This is a genomic window from Microbacterium sp. TPU 3598 (assembly GCF_002356155.1).
Classification (GTDB): domain Bacteria; phylum Actinomycetota; class Actinomycetes; order Actinomycetales; family Microbacteriaceae; genus Microbacterium; species Microbacterium maritypicum_A.
Window position 1 is genome coordinate 83,327 of sequence record NZ_AP017975.1, and the last position, 16,924, is coordinate 100,250.

General features: G+C 67.6%; 16 protein-coding genes. 8 read left to right on the top strand and 8 right to left on the bottom strand.

What is annotated here, in order from left to right:
- Positions 1-1,056 precede the first annotated feature (1,056 nt).
- Positions 1,057-3,843 carry a hypothetical protein gene (locus MST3598_RS00340; protein ID WP_096359321.1) on the top strand — a complete coding sequence of 929 codons (2,787 nt, stop codon included), beginning with the start codon at positions 1,057-1,059 and terminating at the stop codon, positions 3,841-3,843.
- Positions 3,844-4,469: 626 nt separating this feature from the next.
- Complete coding sequence (locus tag MST3598_RS00350; protein WP_096359325.1) at positions 4,470-5,009, top strand: hypothetical protein; 540 nt, start codon at positions 4,470-4,472, stop codon at positions 5,007-5,009.
- Between the two features lie 707 nt (positions 5,010-5,716).
- On the opposite strand, the gene MST3598_RS00355 is transcribed toward MST3598_RS00350, so the two are convergent.
- Entirely contained in the window at positions 5,717-6,565 is an 849-nt protein-coding gene (locus MST3598_RS00355) for a ribokinase (protein ID WP_029259483.1), read from the bottom strand.
- Positions 6,566-6,680: 115 nt separating this feature from the next.
- Between MST3598_RS00355 and MST3598_RS00360 the strand changes: the two genes are divergently transcribed.
- Positions 6,681-7,613 carry a nucleoside hydrolase gene (locus MST3598_RS00360; RefSeq protein ID WP_029259484.1) on the top strand — a complete coding sequence of 311 codons (933 nt, stop codon included), beginning with the start codon at positions 6,681-6,683 and terminating at the stop codon, positions 7,611-7,613.
- 3 nt (positions 7,614-7,616) lie between these two features.
- Here MST3598_RS00360 and MST3598_RS00365 read toward each other — a convergent pair whose 3' ends face one another.
- On the bottom strand, positions 7,617-8,636 hold the full coding sequence (locus MST3598_RS00365) for a LacI family DNA-binding transcriptional regulator (RefSeq protein ID WP_081859810.1): 1,020 nt from the start codon (positions 8,634-8,636) through the stop codon (positions 7,617-7,619).
- A gap of 109 nt (positions 8,637-8,745) precedes the next feature.
- Here MST3598_RS00365 and uriT point away from each other — a divergent pair, with 109 nt between their 5' ends.
- The 4 genes from uriT (at position 8,746) to MST3598_RS00380 (ending at position 11,959) form a co-directional block, all read left to right on the top strand.
- Positions 8,746-10,164 carry a uridine transporter UriT gene (uriT, locus tag MST3598_RS00370; RefSeq protein WP_029259486.1) on the top strand — a complete coding sequence of 473 codons (1,419 nt, stop codon included), beginning with the start codon at positions 8,746-8,748 and terminating at the stop codon, positions 10,162-10,164.
- Positions 10,165-10,328: 164 nt separating this feature from the next.
- A complete protein-coding gene (locus MST3598_RS18330; RefSeq protein WP_136024349.1) occupies positions 10,329-10,520 on the top strand; it encodes a hypothetical protein in 192 nt (63 codons plus the stop codon).
- A gap of 10 nt (positions 10,521-10,530) precedes the next feature.
- Positions 10,531-11,235: a GntR family transcriptional regulator gene (locus tag MST3598_RS00375; RefSeq protein ID WP_021201342.1), complete on the top strand. Its 705-nt coding sequence runs from the start codon at positions 10,531-10,533 to the stop codon at positions 11,233-11,235.
- A complete protein-coding gene (locus MST3598_RS00380) occupies positions 11,228-11,959 on the top strand; it encodes a GntR family transcriptional regulator (RefSeq protein ID WP_136024347.1) in 732 nt (243 codons plus the stop codon). The genes MST3598_RS00375 and MST3598_RS00380 overlap by 8 nt, the downstream gene beginning before the upstream one ends.
- Before the next feature lie 257 nt (positions 11,960-12,216).
- Here MST3598_RS00380 and MST3598_RS00385 read toward each other — a convergent pair whose 3' ends face one another.
- Entirely contained in the window at positions 12,217-13,185 is a 969-nt protein-coding gene (locus MST3598_RS00385) for a GNAT family N-acetyltransferase (protein ID WP_096359665.1), read from the bottom strand.
- Positions 13,186-13,335: 150 nt separating this feature from the next.
- Between MST3598_RS00385 and MST3598_RS00390 the strand changes: the two genes are divergently transcribed.
- Positions 13,336-13,974 (top strand): hypothetical protein, encoded by a 639-nt coding sequence (locus tag MST3598_RS00390; RefSeq protein WP_136053576.1) that lies wholly within the window; start codon positions 13,336-13,338, stop codon positions 13,972-13,974.
- A 55-nt stretch (positions 13,975-14,029) separates the two neighbouring features.
- Here MST3598_RS00390 and MST3598_RS00395 read toward each other — a convergent pair whose 3' ends face one another.
- From MST3598_RS00395 to MST3598_RS00415, 5 genes are all read right to left on the bottom strand, one after another.
- Positions 14,030-14,332 (bottom strand): hypothetical protein, encoded by a 303-nt coding sequence (locus MST3598_RS00395; RefSeq protein ID WP_029268172.1) that lies wholly within the window; start codon positions 14,330-14,332, stop codon positions 14,030-14,032.
- Complete coding sequence (locus tag MST3598_RS00400; RefSeq protein ID WP_029259492.1) at positions 14,329-14,595, bottom strand: hypothetical protein; 267 nt, start codon at positions 14,593-14,595, stop codon at positions 14,329-14,331. Before MST3598_RS00400 ends, MST3598_RS00395 begins: the two co-directional genes overlap by 4 nt.
- Positions 14,596-14,897: 302 nt before the next feature.
- Positions 14,898-15,701: an SDR family oxidoreductase gene (locus tag MST3598_RS00405; RefSeq protein WP_029259493.1), complete on the bottom strand. Its 804-nt coding sequence runs from the start codon at positions 15,699-15,701 to the stop codon at positions 14,898-14,900.
- On the bottom strand, positions 15,698-16,198 hold the full coding sequence (locus tag MST3598_RS00410) for a MarR family winged helix-turn-helix transcriptional regulator (protein WP_029259494.1): 501 nt from the start codon (positions 16,196-16,198) through the stop codon (positions 15,698-15,700). The genes MST3598_RS00405 and MST3598_RS00410 overlap by 4 nt, the downstream gene beginning before the upstream one ends.
- A gap of 55 nt (positions 16,199-16,253) precedes the next feature.
- Positions 16,254-16,847 carry an isochorismatase family protein gene (locus tag MST3598_RS00415; RefSeq protein WP_029259495.1) on the bottom strand — a complete coding sequence of 198 codons (594 nt, stop codon included), beginning with the start codon at positions 16,845-16,847 and terminating at the stop codon, positions 16,254-16,256.
- Positions 16,848-16,924 lie beyond the last annotated feature (77 nt).

The window sequence follows — 16,924 nt, forward strand, 5'->3', positions numbered from 1 at the left end:
AGACCCCGTGATGCGAGCACGCTCTCTCGAGACGGTGGGCGCGAGGTCAGACGCCAGCATCCGGGCCGTTTGCGTCGCCTTCGACAAACGCGCGCTGCGGCACGGTCATGAATGGTGACGGCCTCCCAACTGAAAAGTGGTGCATTCTGCTCCTCTGGTCTGACTTCCCGGAGAACCTCTGCGCGGCAGCTGAATGATGACGCGGAACATCAACGCCAGCAGACCTTCTGTGTGAGGGAACCAGTTCGCAGTCAGCGGGGAGCCGAACCCTCCGGCCGGTAAGGCCGAGGATGAACGGCGGCATTGGCCGGATGCAGACGCTGAGCGAGGTGCTCATGCCGTTCTCGACTCTTCGCGGGGAAGAAGCAGCGGTTGCGAGCGAGCGAGGGCTGATGGTCCAGCCGTCATTGTGCGGCACACGCGGCCCAGGTTCCGCCAAGGCCTCTAACGTCGGAAATGCCCAGTTCAGAGGCGTAAAATGGCGTCTTCGGCCAAGGTGGCCAAGTGCGGGGGGTGTCCCTATAGGGATTTGAAGAGAGAAGTTGCCCCTATCTTTACTACTTACTTTTGATCTCTCATATGAACTACCTACTACTTGGTCACCTTGCCACCCCCTCTCGATCCCAGTCAGGAGTAGAGCAAGCTCCAGCCAAGGTCTCCTTGGCAGAGCTTGCCAGACTTGGCAGAATCGGGCATCGGGAGCGACGTCCGCGCAGATTGACGCTGTGCACGGCGCACGCGCACACGCTCCTGGTCCGCCATGCGAGTCAGCAGGCGGGCGACGCCTACTGCCTCTGAGGGGCGGAGTTGCTTGCGAGCAACATGAGGGCGGCAGGGGACCGGTCGCCGACTCGATGTGTCGCGTCGCCGCCGTTTCTTTCGACGACGGCCACAGCGTCGGCGAGGCGACTGCGACTGCATGAGTTCGACGCGAACCCGCTTCCGCGTCTCGTGAGGGTCAGGCGCGCGATCCTCATGTGCCGCAGGGTATCTGCTGAGCGCGCCGTGTCGTGCAGAGATCGCTGCACGTAGGCGGGCGCTCAGAACGGATTCGTCTTGGAGTTCACACGTGCACCGCGCCTGCACCAGGCGCTGAAGGCGACGGTCGTCGTCTTGGTCGTACTTGGACTGGCGGTGACTGCGCTCGTTGCCACCCGGCAGCCGGCTCACGCGGCAGCGCCGGGGCACGGGTACGGCGCGTGGGATGACCGGATCGGCTGGCAGGGCGGATTTGTCGCGCCGGACGGCAGCGTCGTGTACTGCATCGAACCGGGCGTCTCAAACCCCTCCGGGGCCACCACGAGCGGCGGGCATCAGAGCAGCGTCCGCTCCGACAGCCCCTTCGGCAGCAGGACACTCACCAGCAACGACCTGGCCCGCATCAACTACCTGGTGACCGAGTTCGGACAGTCCGCGAGCAACCGGGAGGCGGCTGCCGTCAGTTTCGCGGTGAAGTACATCGCCAACCCCGGCGCGATGTTCAATTCGCACAGTTGGAACGGCACATGGGATCTTCCCGGATATGTGAACTGGGTCCTGCACGGCACCATCGGGGGCGCCGAGGCGGGGGCTGTCGCCACTCGCGCCCAGGACCTCATCACTTCGGCGTCCACGGTGACGGCCGGCCCTGCCGGGGGCGGCTCCGGATCGCTCACGTTCCAGGTAGACAACTTCAACAACTACCGCGGCACCATCACCATGGCGGGCACCGCCGGCGCTACGGGCACCGTCGCTCTCACGAACGGTGTGTTCACCACAACCGGATCGAGCTCTCTGTCCGGTATGCGAGCGAACACACCGTACCCGGTGACGGGTGTCCCGCCGACGGAAGACGGTGCTCCGTACAAAATCTCCGGAACCGGCACATTCACTGTGGCCGGCACCGGGTGGGAAGGAGCCGTGCACGTCTGGAACACCGGCAACCAGCAGGTGACGGCTGGCCCCGGTCCGCGCTCCGCCACGCAGTTCAACGTCGCAGGCACGGACCCCACGGACCGGTCCGTCCTTTTCAGCCCTGCCCTGTCCACCACGGCGACCGCATACGTGCAGCCGGGCGAGCGCGCGACCGATACCCTGACGTTCCGCACCGTCCCGGACCGGGCTGGGCTGAACAACTCGTGGCCGCGCACGGCCGACGGCAGCTACCGGGTCGTGAACGCCGAGGGAACGCTCTACGGTCCGTACGCGGATCAGCCGGCCGAATCAGAGACCGTGCCCGTCGATGCGCGCGTCGCCGGGCACGCGACCGTCTCCACCCTCACCGCAGGAGGCCCGACCGTGTCATACGCGGCGACGAGCGAGGAGCCCGTGGACGCAGCCGGCTACTACACCTGGGTGTGGGACATCGACTATGACAACCAGTCCGCAATCACCCGGATGTACCTGCCCGATGACTACTCGTTCACGGATAGTTTCGGTAAGACGGTGGAGACCAGTATCACCCCGATGCGTTTCACGGTGGACACGGAGGTTGTCGACAAGGAGGTCCTGCTGTCCGGAGCGGCCGCCGACACGGCGACCGTCACCACCGACGGCCTGTGGCTCCAGCAGAACGGGGAGAACGTTCCGGTCGTCGCCCGCTGGGACGCCTACTACGATCCGCGTGCGGCAGCAGACATCGAAGAGGTCGCGGGAACGGAGATCCCCGGCGAAGCCGTTTACCTCGGCACACATACCGAGATCATCACTGACAACGCCAACGTCTCGACGCCGACCACCGTCGAAGACGGCGCGATCCGCGTACCGGCGTCCGGTGAAGGCAGCATCGTCTGGGTGTTCAGCATTCTCCGCACTGACCAGGGCGACACTGCCGGATATGTCGTGGACGTCGTGGACAACTACGGTGTTCCCTCGGAGATCTCCACCATCCTCCAGCCCACGGTGACCACCCGGGCCTCGGCCGGCGGCCGCGTCGGCGAGGGCATTTTCGACACCGCCATCGTCGGCGGGCACTTGCCGGCCAACGGCGCCCAGCTGACGTTCGACCTCTACCGGGTCCCGATGGTGCAGGAGGACAACGGAGCCTGGGCCGTGGACTACCCGACGATGGACGAGAAGGGTGACCCGATCCTGGACGACGAGGGCAACCCGGTGGCGTTCGACTCCGGCGACCTGTCCTGGGTCTGCTCGCCGGAGAACCTCGTGGTCAGCGACACGGACACGGTCGGCACGACGGTGTCCGAGAACGGTGACTACCAGTCCTTCACCCACGAGTTGGAGGAGAACGGGAAGTACTTGTGGTCCGAGAAACTGTGGTCCATTCCCGGCACTGACGAGGACGGTGATCCTGTCGGCGAGCGGGAACTGATCCACGCCGGTGAGTGCGGGGTCGCCGAGGAGACGTCTTTCGCCCTGGACGTCAAGACGGTGGTGATGAGCGAGACCGGAGCGTCCACCGGCATCGAGCATGGTGTCAGCGTCTGGGACACCGCAGCGCTCACTGGCTACGTCCCAGAGAACGGTCGGGTGAACTTCGAGGCCTACCTCGTCCCGGACGGCACGACCGTGTGCACGGAGGAGAACCTCGCCTGGACCAGCGCCGACGTTCCTCTCGATGGCGGCCTCTACGACGCGGAGCGCCCGCTCGAGGTGAAGAGTGAAACTCACATGTTCAACCCGGATGTGGACTCGACGCTCTACTTCGTCGCCGTCACGTATGACGAGCTGGGCCGTGAGGTCAACCGCGGCGCCTGTGGCGACCCGGATGAGACCCTCAGCCTCAAGGGACAGAAGCTCATCGCGACCGGCGGTGAGTTCACACCGCTCATCGTGGGTAGCGCAGCTGCGGCTCTGCTCGCCGGACTCGGCATCTTCCTCGGAGTGCGTCGCCGCTCCCGCCATTAACGACAGCGCGGCGCCCCGGACCGGGGCACCGCGCTGTCATCCGGCCTCACGTCAGGTAGTGCAGTGCTGACCACACCTACCTGCGACTCAATCGCACTGCACTTGTCTCCACGTGCACGCGTGAGGGCCCGCAGGCGGAAGACACTGTGACCATGAAGGAATCTGCGCTATCTCCGCGCGCGTGTCTCCCACAGATCAATGGCCGACGCCGCAATAAGGGCCATGGTGCCCGCCAGACCCACGACCCCGACGGTGACCTGCGCAAGGCTGGTCAGAAGCAGGGTGGGCCTCGCCGGGTCCGAAGACACCACCGTCAACCATTCGTTGCCCGCTCCGAAGCCGAAGCACAGCAGCGTTACGCAGATCCCGCTCAACAGGACCCCGGAGCTCAGGGCCACCGTTGCCTTGCGTCGGCGCGCGTCCATTCGATGTGTCATGCGGGTTCTATGCGGCAGGGCTGACGGATGAGTAAAGGCAAACGTCGAGGACCGGCTCCACGCACAGGTACGACCTCACCGGCTTCGTTGTCGGAGGCTGCGCTGTCACGCGCCGTGGAGTCAGGTACCCAGAGCCTCCGCCGAGCACTCGCGCGTGAGTCGAGGAACCTGCAAACGACCGTGGCGGCGATGAATCGGCGCGGACGAGGAACGAAGGCAGCTATCGGCATCCTGACTGTTCTCCTATCGGCAACGGCGACCGTCAGCGCCGGCGCGTCCCTCTTTGTCGCGCTTGATGCGAGTTCGCGGGATGCTCTCACCAGCACGTTCGAAGTGCCGGTCTCATACTGCGTTTCCTTCGGCGCCGGCCCGCAGAGCAAGAGTTCGGCGACCTCGCAGAACCTCGTCATCACCAACACCGGGCGCCTTCCCATCACCGTCGTAGGAATCTGGAACGGTGATCCCGAAGGTGATCACTTCTCCTGGATTCGTCTTGAAGATCCGGACGACACCGGGCGCGATGCGGCTGTGGAGCTCGCCGTCGGGCAAGCCATAGCCGTACACATCCTGTCTCCTGGCAACACCGTCCTGTCATGGTCTGAGGTGCTCACCAGTGACGGCAAGACGCGCGAGCTCACCTCGATTCGCCCGCCGGCTGTCCCCACCCTGGCGGTCGAGCGTGCCTACTCGGCCCTACCAAGCTGCATTCCGGGCGGATCCGATGGCTGAACCCACCTAGAGCCCTGCGGATGCCCGCAGCACGAGTCAGCACACGACGAGAACGCATCAGCGTGACAGAGCATCGCGCACGTCTGTGACCGTGCCCGATGGCGAAGCACCAGCGGTCTCGGGCCGAAGTCGACGGACACCCTGTGGTGAGCGTCGCATGTTCCCCAGTGCGGAGAACTCGACGAGGGCGTCCCGCCACAAGGTGGCAGTGGGCGGATGTCGCCGTGACGAGGTCATACGTGCCAGTGCAGTCGCAGTACCGGCTCGACCATGCGCGCGGGGGCTGTGCCGCCAGGGCGTGTCACAGTCGATATCCGACACCGCGCATGGATGTGTCATGACGACACGTTCCCTGAGGGCCAAGAGTCTGGCACTACCCGTGCCCGTCGCCACAGTCCTCCGGTGTACGGCTGGAAGATCCCCATTCCCTGCGCGCCCAGATCCCCGGAAACACAAGGGCTCCGGGGGCGTCGTGGAAAATCGAGGACCTTAGCGTGGAAAGCGCTGAGAACCCCCCTCTGCGAGGCCTACTCCCGACTGGGATCGGGGATTTCATGAACCTCCCCACAGTATGTGCGTATCGGAAGTTGATCCGATCCGAGTGCGAGAATGGCCCGGTTCCGTTGAGGAAGCCGGGCCTTCTCTTTTGGATCAGGTCCGTGGACGCCGCGCCCACGGGGCCGGCGCCGGAGGTGCGGTCAGCCCCCTCACCGCACGGGCAGATACCGGTTCAGGTGCGCGAGCGGCGGCTGCGACGAGAGGTGCGACACGGCCGCGGATCCGACCGCACAGGCGGCTGCGAGCGCGTCGGCCGGCGAATGTCCGGCGCGAAGCGCGAGCACGAGAGCCGCACAGAACGCATCGCCCGCGCCGACGGTGTTCACGGCCTCCGCACGGACGCCGTCGGCCCGTGCGATCTCCTCGCCCCGGCGATACAGTGCCGCGCCGGCCGCCCCATAGGTCACGGCGACGAGCTCGGCATCGGCGAGCTCGGGCATGAGCTCGCGTTCGGTCTCGTTCACGATGAACAGGTCAACGCGACGCAGCAGGGCCTCGGGCAACGGCTGGGCGGGGGCGGCGTTGACCGCGACGAAACCGGTGGCGGTGGCGGCCACCGCTTCGACGACGGCGAGTGCGATCTCCAACTGCATGAGCACCGCCTCGTCTTCTCGGAAGGTCACCACGTCGAGGGCCACGTGGTCGTTCGCTCCCGGGCAGACCGCGATCTGGTTCTCGGCGTCGGAATCCACCACGATCAGGGCCGTTCCGGTGGGTGCGTCCACGGTCCGCAGATCGGCGACGTCCACTCCGGCCCGGATCATCTCCTCTCGCGTCCAGGTCCCGTCGGCGTCATCGCCGACGGCGCCGATCATGCGCACCCGTCCCCCGAGCTTCGCGGCGGCGACGGCCTGATTCGCGCCCTTCCCGCCCAGATCGCGGGAGAGTCGTCCTCCCGCCACGGTCTCACCTGCGGTGGGGAGGCGATCGACGAACGCGGTGACGTCGACGTTCGCGCTGCCGACGACGGCGAGAGACGGAAGAGCGGGAGTGACCATGGCGGCAGCTTTCGGATCGAGGAGGCGGTATCGGGGAACATCGGCATCGTGGTCGACTTGACGTTCCCGTAAGAAAGTGTAAACGTTTACGCACGAACATCTGCAAAGGAGCACCATGACCACTCCCGTCCTTCTCGACTGCGATCCGGGCCACGATGACGTCTTCGCGATCTGGCTCGCAGCCGGAAACGACGCCATCGACCTACGCGGGGTGACCACTGTCGGCGGCAACGGCTACCTCGAGCACACGACCCGGAACGCGCGGATCGCCCTCACCGTCGCCGGTGTCGAGAACGTGCCGGTCGCGGCAGGTGCCGACAAGCCGCTCACCCGTGAGCTGACGCCCGGGGCATGGATCCATGGGGAGAACGCCCTGGGTGGGCCCGCCCTCCCGGAGCCCACGGTGCCGCTGGACCCCCGTCACGCGGTCGAGTTCCTCGCCGACACTCTCGCCGCCTCACCGGAGCCGATCACGCTGATCCCGACCGGCCCCCTCACCAACATCGCGCTCCTGCTGCAGCAGCACCCGGAGGTCGCGCCCCAGATCAAGGAGATCATCTGGATGGGCGGCTCGACCGGCCGCGGCAACGTCGGCGCGTACCCGGAGTTCAACGCCTGGGCCGACCCGGAAGCCGCAGCGGTCGTGTTCGCCTCTGGGCTGCCGCTGACGATGGTCGGGCTCAACATCTCCCATCAGGCGCTGATCACCGAAGAGGTGATCCGGCGGATCGGTGCGGTCGGCAACGAGACAGCGGCCTTCGGCGTGGAGCTGCTGCGCTTCTTCTGCAGCACCTACGAGAAGGCGGAGGGAATGCCCGAAGGCCCTCTGCACGATCCCATCACCGTGGCGATCGCGATCGACCGCGCCGTCGCATCGATCCAGCGCTGCCACGTCGACATCGAGACCACGGGTGAGTTCACGGCGGGCGCGACCTGCGTCGATCTGCACGACATGCTGGGCAAGGAGCCGAACACCGACGTCGCGATCACCCTCGACGTGCCGAAGTTCTGGAACCTGGTGACGGATGCTGTCGCGGCACTGGCCTGACGTTCAGCGCGGCGCGACGAGCGTCGTCGACTCGGCCACACGCAGACTCGGCGCGAGGCGGCTGAGCACGTACGGGGCCTCGGGATCGTCCATTCGACGCACCAGCGCCTCGGTCGCCTCCCGGGCGAGCTCGTCGAACGGCTGCACCACGGTCGTCAACCGCGGTTCGCATACGTCGGCGAGCATCGTGCCGTCGAAGCCGGTGACCTGCACATCGGAGGGCACGCTCTTTCCGGCGCGCTTCAGCGCCGCGATGGCCCCGGCTGCGACGAGGTCGTCGCCGGCGATGATCGCATCGGGAAGCGGGCCGCGCGCCAGCAGCTCCTCCGCAGCCCTCTCGCCGAAGGCGAGCAGGTACTCGCCGAAGATGTTCTGTTCGCGGGGCATCGATCGGCTGCGCACCGTGGCCTCGAACGCCGCTCGTCGTTCACGGCCCACGGAGGTGACGTCGTTGCCCGAGACGAGCACCACACGGTGTGCGCCCCGGGCGGTGACGTGCTCGACGGCGAGATCGATGCCGGCGTCGTTGTCGACACCCACGAAGTCGGCAGGAAGATCGAGCACGCGACGGTCGAGCTGCACGAGCGGAACCCTTCGCGCGGTGTCAGCGACGGCGTCGAACGAGAGCTCGGCGTCGGAGGGGACCACGAAGATGCCCTCGACGCGACGTTCGACCAGCATGCGAAGACGGTCGCGTTCGCGGTCGACCTCGCCGTGGGAGTCCGCGATGACGAGATCGAAGCCGCGGCGCTGCAGATGGTCCTCGAGGCGGTGGATGAGTTCACCGTAGAAGGGGTTGCTGATGACCGGGACCACGACCCCGATGGTGGCGCCGGTGCCGGCGCGCAGGCCGCGGCCGATGAGGTTCACCCGATAGCCGAGTCGCTCGGCCACCTCGGCCACATGCTCCGCGGTGCGACCGGACACCCGGTCCTTGCCGTTGAGGGCTCGCGAGACGGTCGCGATGGACACACCGGCGGCGGCTGCCACCTCGTGCAGCGTGACGGACGCCTTCTTCACCACGACTTCCCATCCTGACCGGTGCCGCCGTCGACACCATCAGTCCAAGATAGGGCGTGCGTAAAGGATTACGCACGCGAACAGCCAACGATTCGACACGAAGAAGTGAGCAATGACCAATCAAGTAGATGCGGTTCGCACCCGGACCAGCGTGGTGTCGCTGATGATCGCCCTCCTCGCCGCGTGCCTGGCCTTCCAGCTCAACGCCAGCATGCTGAGCCCCGCGCTGGTGACGATGGAGCGCGAGCTCGATGCGACGTCGACCGAGATCGCCGCGACGCAGACCGTCTTCTTCACGGCCGCCGCGCTGTTCACCCTGTTCCTCCCCCGCCTGGGTGACCTGATCGGGCGCCGACGCGTCCTGGTCGGAATGCTCGTGGTGATGGCGATCGGCTGCGTCGTCGCGGCGCTGGCCACCAACGTCCCGATGCTCTTCATCGGTCGCCTCATCCAAGGCGTGTCGGGGCCGGTCGTGCCGCTCTGCCTCATCATGCTGCGGGCGGCCGTCAAGGATCCGAAGGCGTACGGGACCCTCCTCGGTGTCGTCACGGCGGTCAACGGAGGGATCGCCGGTGGAGATGCTCTGCTCGGCGGATATCTGGCGACGAACCACGGCTTCGCCTCCATCTTCTGGACGATGGCGGGTGTGGCGATCATCGCTGCGCTCACCGTGCGATTCCTCGCCCCGGAGACGATGGCCGACGACCGTCCGCGTATGGACTGGTGGGGATCACTGCTGCTGGTCATCTCGGTGGGGTCGATGCTCGTCGCTCTCAACGAACTGGGCGCGCTCGCCGAGGCGAACCTGGTGCTCGTGATCGTTCTCGCGGTCGTCGCCGTCGTGGCGTTCACCTCTTTCTGGAAGCTCGAGGGCAGGATCGACGATCCGCTCGTCTCGACGGCCCAGCTCAGGCAACGAGCCACCTGGGCGCTCAGCGCCACCTCGCTGCTCACCCTGTCGGGGATCTTCGCGATCATGAACGGAGTGGTCCCCGCCCTCGCGCAGGACACGGCGATGAACCTCGCGATGAGTGCCGAGGAGGTCTCATTGTGGATCCTGATGCCCTACGCGCTCGCCGGCCTCCTGATGGGACCGCTCAGCGGCAGGCTCGCCGCCACCGTCGGGTACCGCACGATGCTGCGCATCGGGCTGGGCGGCACCGTCGCGGTGCTCGCGCTCATGGTCGCCAATGTCGAGACCTCATCCCGGTTCGTCCTGCTCCTCCTCTCCATCGCGGTCGGCGTCACCTATGCGGGGATCGGCAACATCATGCTCAACGGCCTGGGCGTCGTGCTGTCACCGAAGGACCGCCCGGGATCGCTTCCCGGCCTGAACACGGGCGCCATCAACCTCGGGGCGGGACTGAGCTTCGTCGTCATCTACGCGGCGCAGACCTCGTTCGCCTCCGGAGCAGGCGATGCGACGGCGGGATACGTCGCGGCACTGATCACCGGGGCGGTGGTGCTCGTCGGCGCCCTCGTCTTCTCGATGTTCATCCCCAAGCCCGTGACCGCCGAGCTGTCGCGCTAGTCCTCGTCACAAAGGGCCCCTCGCCCGCCCCGGGCGGGGGTCCTCGTTATCGAACACTCGGGAAACATCCGTCCGTAGTACGACGCCGCCGCTACCTTCGGCCGATGCTTCCCCGTGCCGTCCCGGCGACGATGGAAGTCCACCCTCCTCAGAGAAGACGTTCTGTGACCTCACGCACCCCCGACCCCCGTTTCGCTCTCGCTTTGGCCGCCGTCGGGCTCAGCACCTCGGCGCTCGCGCTCGCCGCGTGCGCTTCGGCTGCCTCCCCCGCGTCCCCCTCCACCGCCCTCGACCCCGCCACGGGGGAAGATGTGCCAGCCCACCACGGCGGAGACAAATCGAAGGCTGCTGGTTAGTCTGGCCGGTATGACGGACGAGCCGAAGCCCTCGACGAAGGCCCGTCCTCGTACTCTGATCCGCGATCAGGTGTACGCGCGGTTGGCTCAGGAGATCGTGACCGGACGCCTGGCTCCGCTCGAGGAGATCCGCGATCAGGACCTGCAGGCCGAATACGGCGTCTCCCGCACACCGATCAGGGAGGCCCTCATCCGGCTCGCCGACGTGGGCCTGGTCGAGATGAGCTCGAACCGCTTCACGCGGGTGGCCCCCATCGATCTGCGGGCACAGGCGGATCGCGCCGAGGCCGCTGGCGCGCTGATCGCCTACGCAGCCGCGAAGGTGGTGCCCGCCCTCACCGACGCCCAGCTCGACTCCCTCGATGCCCGCGTGCAGGCGATCTTGGACTCCGACCTCACTCGCGGAGGGATGCCGGACGGGCTGCGGCTCTGGTTCGCCCTGTGGGTCGAGGTGATCGAACTCGCCGACAACGCGATCGTGACCGAGATCCTCGATCGCAACCTCGTGCTGCACCTGAGCCGCTCGGTACAGGATCGCCCTCTCCCCGAATGGCTCGGACAGCAGCAGCGCGTACTCGTGGAGCCGCTGCGGGTGGCGTTTCGAGCGCGAGACGGCGCGGCCGCACGGGATGCCGTCTTCGAGCTCTTCCGCGTCACCACGGTCGAGCCACTGCGGGCGGCGCTGACCGGCGAATGGCGGCATCCCGGTGAGTAGCCCGGAGTCGGAAAGGCGCGCGGGTGCTCCCTCGTTCCTGTCGGTCGAGATCCTCGACCTCGTCGATCGGAAGGATCTGGCCGCGCCGAGACCTGTGGCCACACGGCTGGAGTCGGTCGTCGAGGCACTGACCCGCAAGATGGAGACCGGCGAGCTGCCCCCGGGAGCCGCGTTGACGGTCTCGACGCTCGCGAAGGAGCTCGACGTCGCCACGAACACCGTGCGCGAGGCGATATCGATCCTGACGGTGCAGCATCTGGTCGAGGCTCGTGCGCACAAGTCGTCGGTGGTGGCGACCCCCACACGCGCGTGGCTCGCGGCCGTCGTCGCGGAATGCTCCGGGCTGTCGACTCTGGCCGCGACCCTGGGCATCGCGCGCGCGACCCCGAGCGAGCGCCGGGCGTTCCGGGTGGCCGCCGAGCAGGCGATCACGGCATGGCGGGCGCAATCCGTCGATCACCGGGTCGCGTCCGGCTTGACCTGGAACCTCTTCCAGATGCTGGCGTCCTACTCGCGAAATCAGTACCTCGAAGCGATGCACGCCGCCAAGCGTCCCGCCCTCGTGCTCGGGTTCACGCACCTCGGGCGCGAGCGCAACGCCGCGATGGTGACGGGCGCGGTCGCGGATCTTCTCGAAGCGGTCGACGACGGGGCCGCGCACGAAGGGGCGGAGATCGTCGGCGACCTCTACGTCTACGTGCTCGATGACCTCATCCTGAACTGACCGCGCACCGATATTTCACTGGGCCGGTCGGAGAGTGGATACCGTTCAGAAGTCGCCTTCTGAGGGCGACCGCACAGCATCCCTGGCTTCGCCGCCGTCACGGTGATCGTCCCCAAGATCACCATCGAGGGGTGCTGCGCCTCGTTCGTTGGCCGCCGTTCCCCACGGCGGCCGGCGGACGTCCATCCGGTGATGAAGAGTGTGAGCCGACCGCTGCCGGATCGTGAGGAGAGCGCGGCCGGCGACCGGGACAGCCGTCAGCCCAGCGGCCCCTCGAGAACGGTGAGCACGTCGACCTCCTCGAACCCGACCGACCTGTTGAGGGCGAGCATCGGCTCGTTCGTCAGCGCCGTGTACGTCTGCAGGAAACGCGAGCCGGCACTCTCCGGAACGCTCAGGAGTCGGCGGAGGTTGACGACCTTCAGCGCACGCCCGATGCCGCGACCTCGAACCCGCTCCTCGACGAAGGTGTCGTCCTGAAGGGCGATCGTCGGATCGGGCCGAGAGAGCAGGATCTCGGTGTAGCCGACGGAGTGCCCGTCGATGCGAGCGACGCTCCGCACCAGGGCATACCCCTGTTCGGACATGCGCTCCTCGTTCCGGCGGACCGCCGCGACATCGACGGGCGCGGCAGTGCGTGTCAGGTCGCCCATCGGCACGTCGTCCGACATGTGCGCGCGCAGCCGAGCCCAGTCGTCGAGAAGCTCCTCCGGACACGCGTCCACCCACGAGATGACCTCGACGTTCGACGGCGGGCCGGGGAGGCTGTCGAGGATGCCCTGCGGCAGCGGGAGATCGACCACCTGCCGGCTCTCGCGGACGCCGATCCGCATGCCCTCGGAACGTGCGAACGAGACACCGGCATCGGAGTACGTCTCGGTGCGCATCACCGTGGCGGTGCCGCGCAGGGTGTCCCGCACGGCGTGGAGCAGCGCACGGGCGACTCCGCGTCGACGGAACACATCGAGAACGGCGATTTCGACGTCTGCCGGCTCGCCAGGGTGCGCGTGCGCCTCGGCCGCGCCGACCGGCACTCCGTCGATCTCCGCGAGCAGCAGCACCGAGCGGCGGATGGGATGGGGGTTCTGGAACTGCAGGCGCGTGGCCTCGTCGCTGCGGGACCACGCCTTCTGACGGCCGAAGGCGCACCCGTCGCGGAGGATGCCGTTCCACCGCAGCAAGAGGGTGACGTTCTGCGGATCGACGGGTTCGACGCGGATGCTCATCGCGGTCACGACGCTTTCGGGGGTTCGACGACGGGCGGGTGCATGACCAGGGTGCCATGCCAGGGAGGCGTTCATCCCTTTTCGCGCTGTCGCGGAGCCTCTGAGAGGGTGGAGGCAGGACCTGCCCTGAACGATGACGAGCGGTGAGCGATGAGTGGACCTGAATCCCCGATGGTCGCGGTCGAGGGCGCATCGACGCGGTGGTCGCCATGGTGGCTGGCCTCCGGAGTGCTCTTCATCGTCTCGGCGCTGCTGGCCGCGTTCCGCAGTCTTCCCGGGTCGCTCGAGGGGAATGCTCTCGTCGGCATCTCGACGGCGGCGACCGTGGCCTTCAGCCTCGCGCTCGCCGCGGCCGGGGTCGGAGCTGCACGTCGTGACGGCACCCTGCGGCTGCCGAGGTCCGCGGTCATCTCCCTCTTTCTCCTGGCGGTCTGGCTGCCGGTCGGTCCCCCGTCGCTGGCGGCGTCGTTCGACATCACGTCGGCTGCACCGATCTACGTGAACGCCCTCGTGGAGTTGGGGCTCAGCGGAACGATCGTGGCAGGTGTCCTCCGCAGTCCACTCGCGAAGCCCTGGAACGTGGTCCCCGCGGGCGCGCTCGCCACGGTGATCCTGGGGTCGTTGACCGAGGTCGCCGTGATGTCCGGCAGCGTGACCGATCAGAATACGATGATCCTCGTCTCCCACGTGCTGACGCTGACACGAATCCTCGCCACCGGAGCGATGGGAGCCGTGGCCATCCAGGCCGCGCGCTCGCGGAGGCGATCGGTGGTCGTGTTCGGGGATTGACCCTCGTTCTGCGCATGTCGGTCGCCCCACTCCCGCCGGGCGACCGACGCTCCCGTCAGGCGGCCGACACGTATCCGTTCGACGAGTCGTCCTCGACGAGGACGTACGCGAGCAGGCCGTCCGTCTGCGGTCGTGTCCGCCGCCACACTCGCTCGTGTCCACCGGCGGCGTAGTCGAGCACGATCCATTCGGGAGCGTGCGGATCGCGCCGTCCGACCACGTATGACGTGCTACCGAGGCCGACGGATCCGAGCTGGGCGACGAACTGATCGTCGTCGAGGGAGGCGGGCGGTGTACGGCAGAGCTCGGTCGAGCGGATGTGCATGGTCTGCGCGGCCTGCGCGGCTCGCCGTCTCATGCGAGTTCACCGGCTCGGACGCCCAGCTCGCTGGTGTCGCGGAGACCGTGCGCGTCGAGGTAGGCGCGGATGGTGTCGTGGACGATGCGGATCTGCGCCTCGTTCCCCATGGCGGCCTGCATCGTCCCCATCGTGGGTGCCGGCTTGCCGTTCACGCGGTCGAGCGCCTCCCAGACGATGTCCTCGCGGGAGCCGCGGCCCATCGAATGCGGCATCGAACTGAACACCGGGTTCGGTTTCCAACCGGTTCGGGTCTCCTCCATCAGTGATTCCTCTCCTCTGTCTCCTGGCGCTGTCGAACGCGGGTGCATCCGTTCTTGCGCGTGGGCGCGCCGAACACCCCCTGGGGCCAGAGACCCCCGACGGACGGCGCGCTGTCCTGCGGCCAGGAGCCTTCCCGCAGAGCTGTCGGATGCCGACGGAGGGAAGGACGATCTGGCCGTCCGGTTCCCTACGACAGTAACACTTATTTTTAGTCATTCAAAATAAGGAGGTGGTCCGAGTGGGTCGGAAGCGCCGAGAAGGCCCGATCCACGGGGGACCGGGCCTTCTCGCGGGGTGGGTGTCAGGCGCGCGGAGCGTCGTTCCAGGACCAGATGTCGTCGCCGCGCAGCACGGCGTCGGCACCGCCGTCGCAATAGATGGTCTGACCTGCCATATGGGTGTTGGCCGGGCTGGTCAGCCACACCAGCAGCTCGGCGATCGACGATGCGGGCTGGTGGTAGTTGAGGGGCATCGGCACGGCGGCGTCGACCTGCGCCACGCCCTCAGGGCTCGCCAGCAATCCGGCGGTCATGGCCGTGGTGACCGTGCCGGGCGCGACGGCGTTGAGGGGGATCCCCGCTCCGGCCCAGGCGTCGGAGACCGACGCGCGTCGCACCCAGCGCGAGAGGGCACGCTTGCTCGAGGAGTAGTTGAGGAACCCTCCCTCAGCCGTGGCGGCGAGCTGGTCGCCGATCTCGAGGGCGAGGGGCTCGTCGCCGCTCAGTGCGGCGTCGACGAGCTCGGCCGAGACGGGCTGCAGCGATGCCATCGACGACACCACGGCGGCGCGCGGCTGGTCCGCCAGGCTCAGGTTCGGCAGCAGCGCGGTGAGGAACTCGGTCACACCGAAGTAGTTGATCGCCATGGTCTTGGCGATCGGCGCCGCGATCCCCGCGCACGCGATGATCGCGTCGATGCCTCCGTCGGCGGTGGCGAGCACGGCGTCCGCGGCGGCCGCGCGGCCTTCGGGAGTCGAGAGGTCGCCTGTGACCTCCACGCCGGCGAGGTCGACACCGATCACGGTGTGTCCGTGCGCGCGAAGCAGCTCGGCGGTCGCGGCGCCGATGCCGGATGCGGCGCCGGTGACGACATAGGTGCGGGTCATGATTCCTCCTGGGGTGATGAGACGGCATCGGACGGCGACCGCGATACGGTCGCCTGCGTCGCCCCTGGTAGGGCGGCGACGAAACGGCTGAGGTGAGCCTGGAACTGGGCGATCTCCTGTGTCGACCAGCCGGCGAGGGCGCCGCCGACCATCTGCTGCCCGGCGGCGACGAGTCGTCCGTAGGCTTCGCCGCCCGCGTCCGTCAGGCGCACATCGACCGTGCGGCCGGAGCGGACCCGGTCGAAGAAGCCCTGCGCCGACATCCGCGAGACCAGCTTCGACGTCGTCGGGCGCGACAACGCGGCTCGATCGGCCAACTGACTGAACCCCAGGGAGCCGCCGCTCATGCCGACCAGGTACAGGCTGCGCACCTCTGCGGCATCGAGGGATCTGTCGACGCTCTCGGCGACCTCTACCTGCAGCTCGCTCTGCGTCCACTCCGCGACGACGCCGACCAGCGCCTCACGGATGTCTTCGATCCTGCCTTCGATCGCCACAATCTGATCGTATCAGCTCAGTTGCGTGAGGCAACTGTGAAGGGAGGGCTGTCCGTCAAGAGAGGTCGGCCGCCGTCGCGACGACCGTGGCGTACAGATCGGCGATGCCGGCGAGGGCTGCGCGGTGCAGCTGCGCGGCCGACACGTCGCCGACGACCGAGGGGAGGCTTCGCGTCGCGGTGGCGGCAGCGACCACCGTCGGACGGTTTCCGCGGAGGAAGGCGCCCTCGGTCGTGTAGGTGACGCACATGTGCGTCATGAACCCGGCGATCACGACATCGTCGTGGCCCGCGGCGTCGATGAGGTCTCCGAGCTCGGTGCCGACGAAGGAGTTCGGAGCGGTCTTCACGACGACCGCCTCCCCGTCGGTCGGAGCGACACGTTCGTGGATCGCGCCGATGTCCTCGCGGATGTCGTACGCCGAGCCGACCCCGCCGTCGTGCTGCACGTGGATCACGGTCGCACCGGCGCTGCGGGCCCGCATGAGGAGGTCGGCCGCGGCGTCGAGGGCGGCGTCCCACCCGTCGAGCTCCATCTCTCCGCGGGTGTAGGTGTTCTGGAAGTCGACGAGGATGACGGTCGAGGCCGCGAGGGCGGCAGGGGCGTCGACGATGCCGCTCAGGGCGCGGAGTGTGGATGACGTGGTCATGAGGTGTCCTCTCTCGGGTCGTCTGTAGTCTTGTTGACCCGAACGACTCTGAACAGCCGGATTCGGGTCAGCCGTCG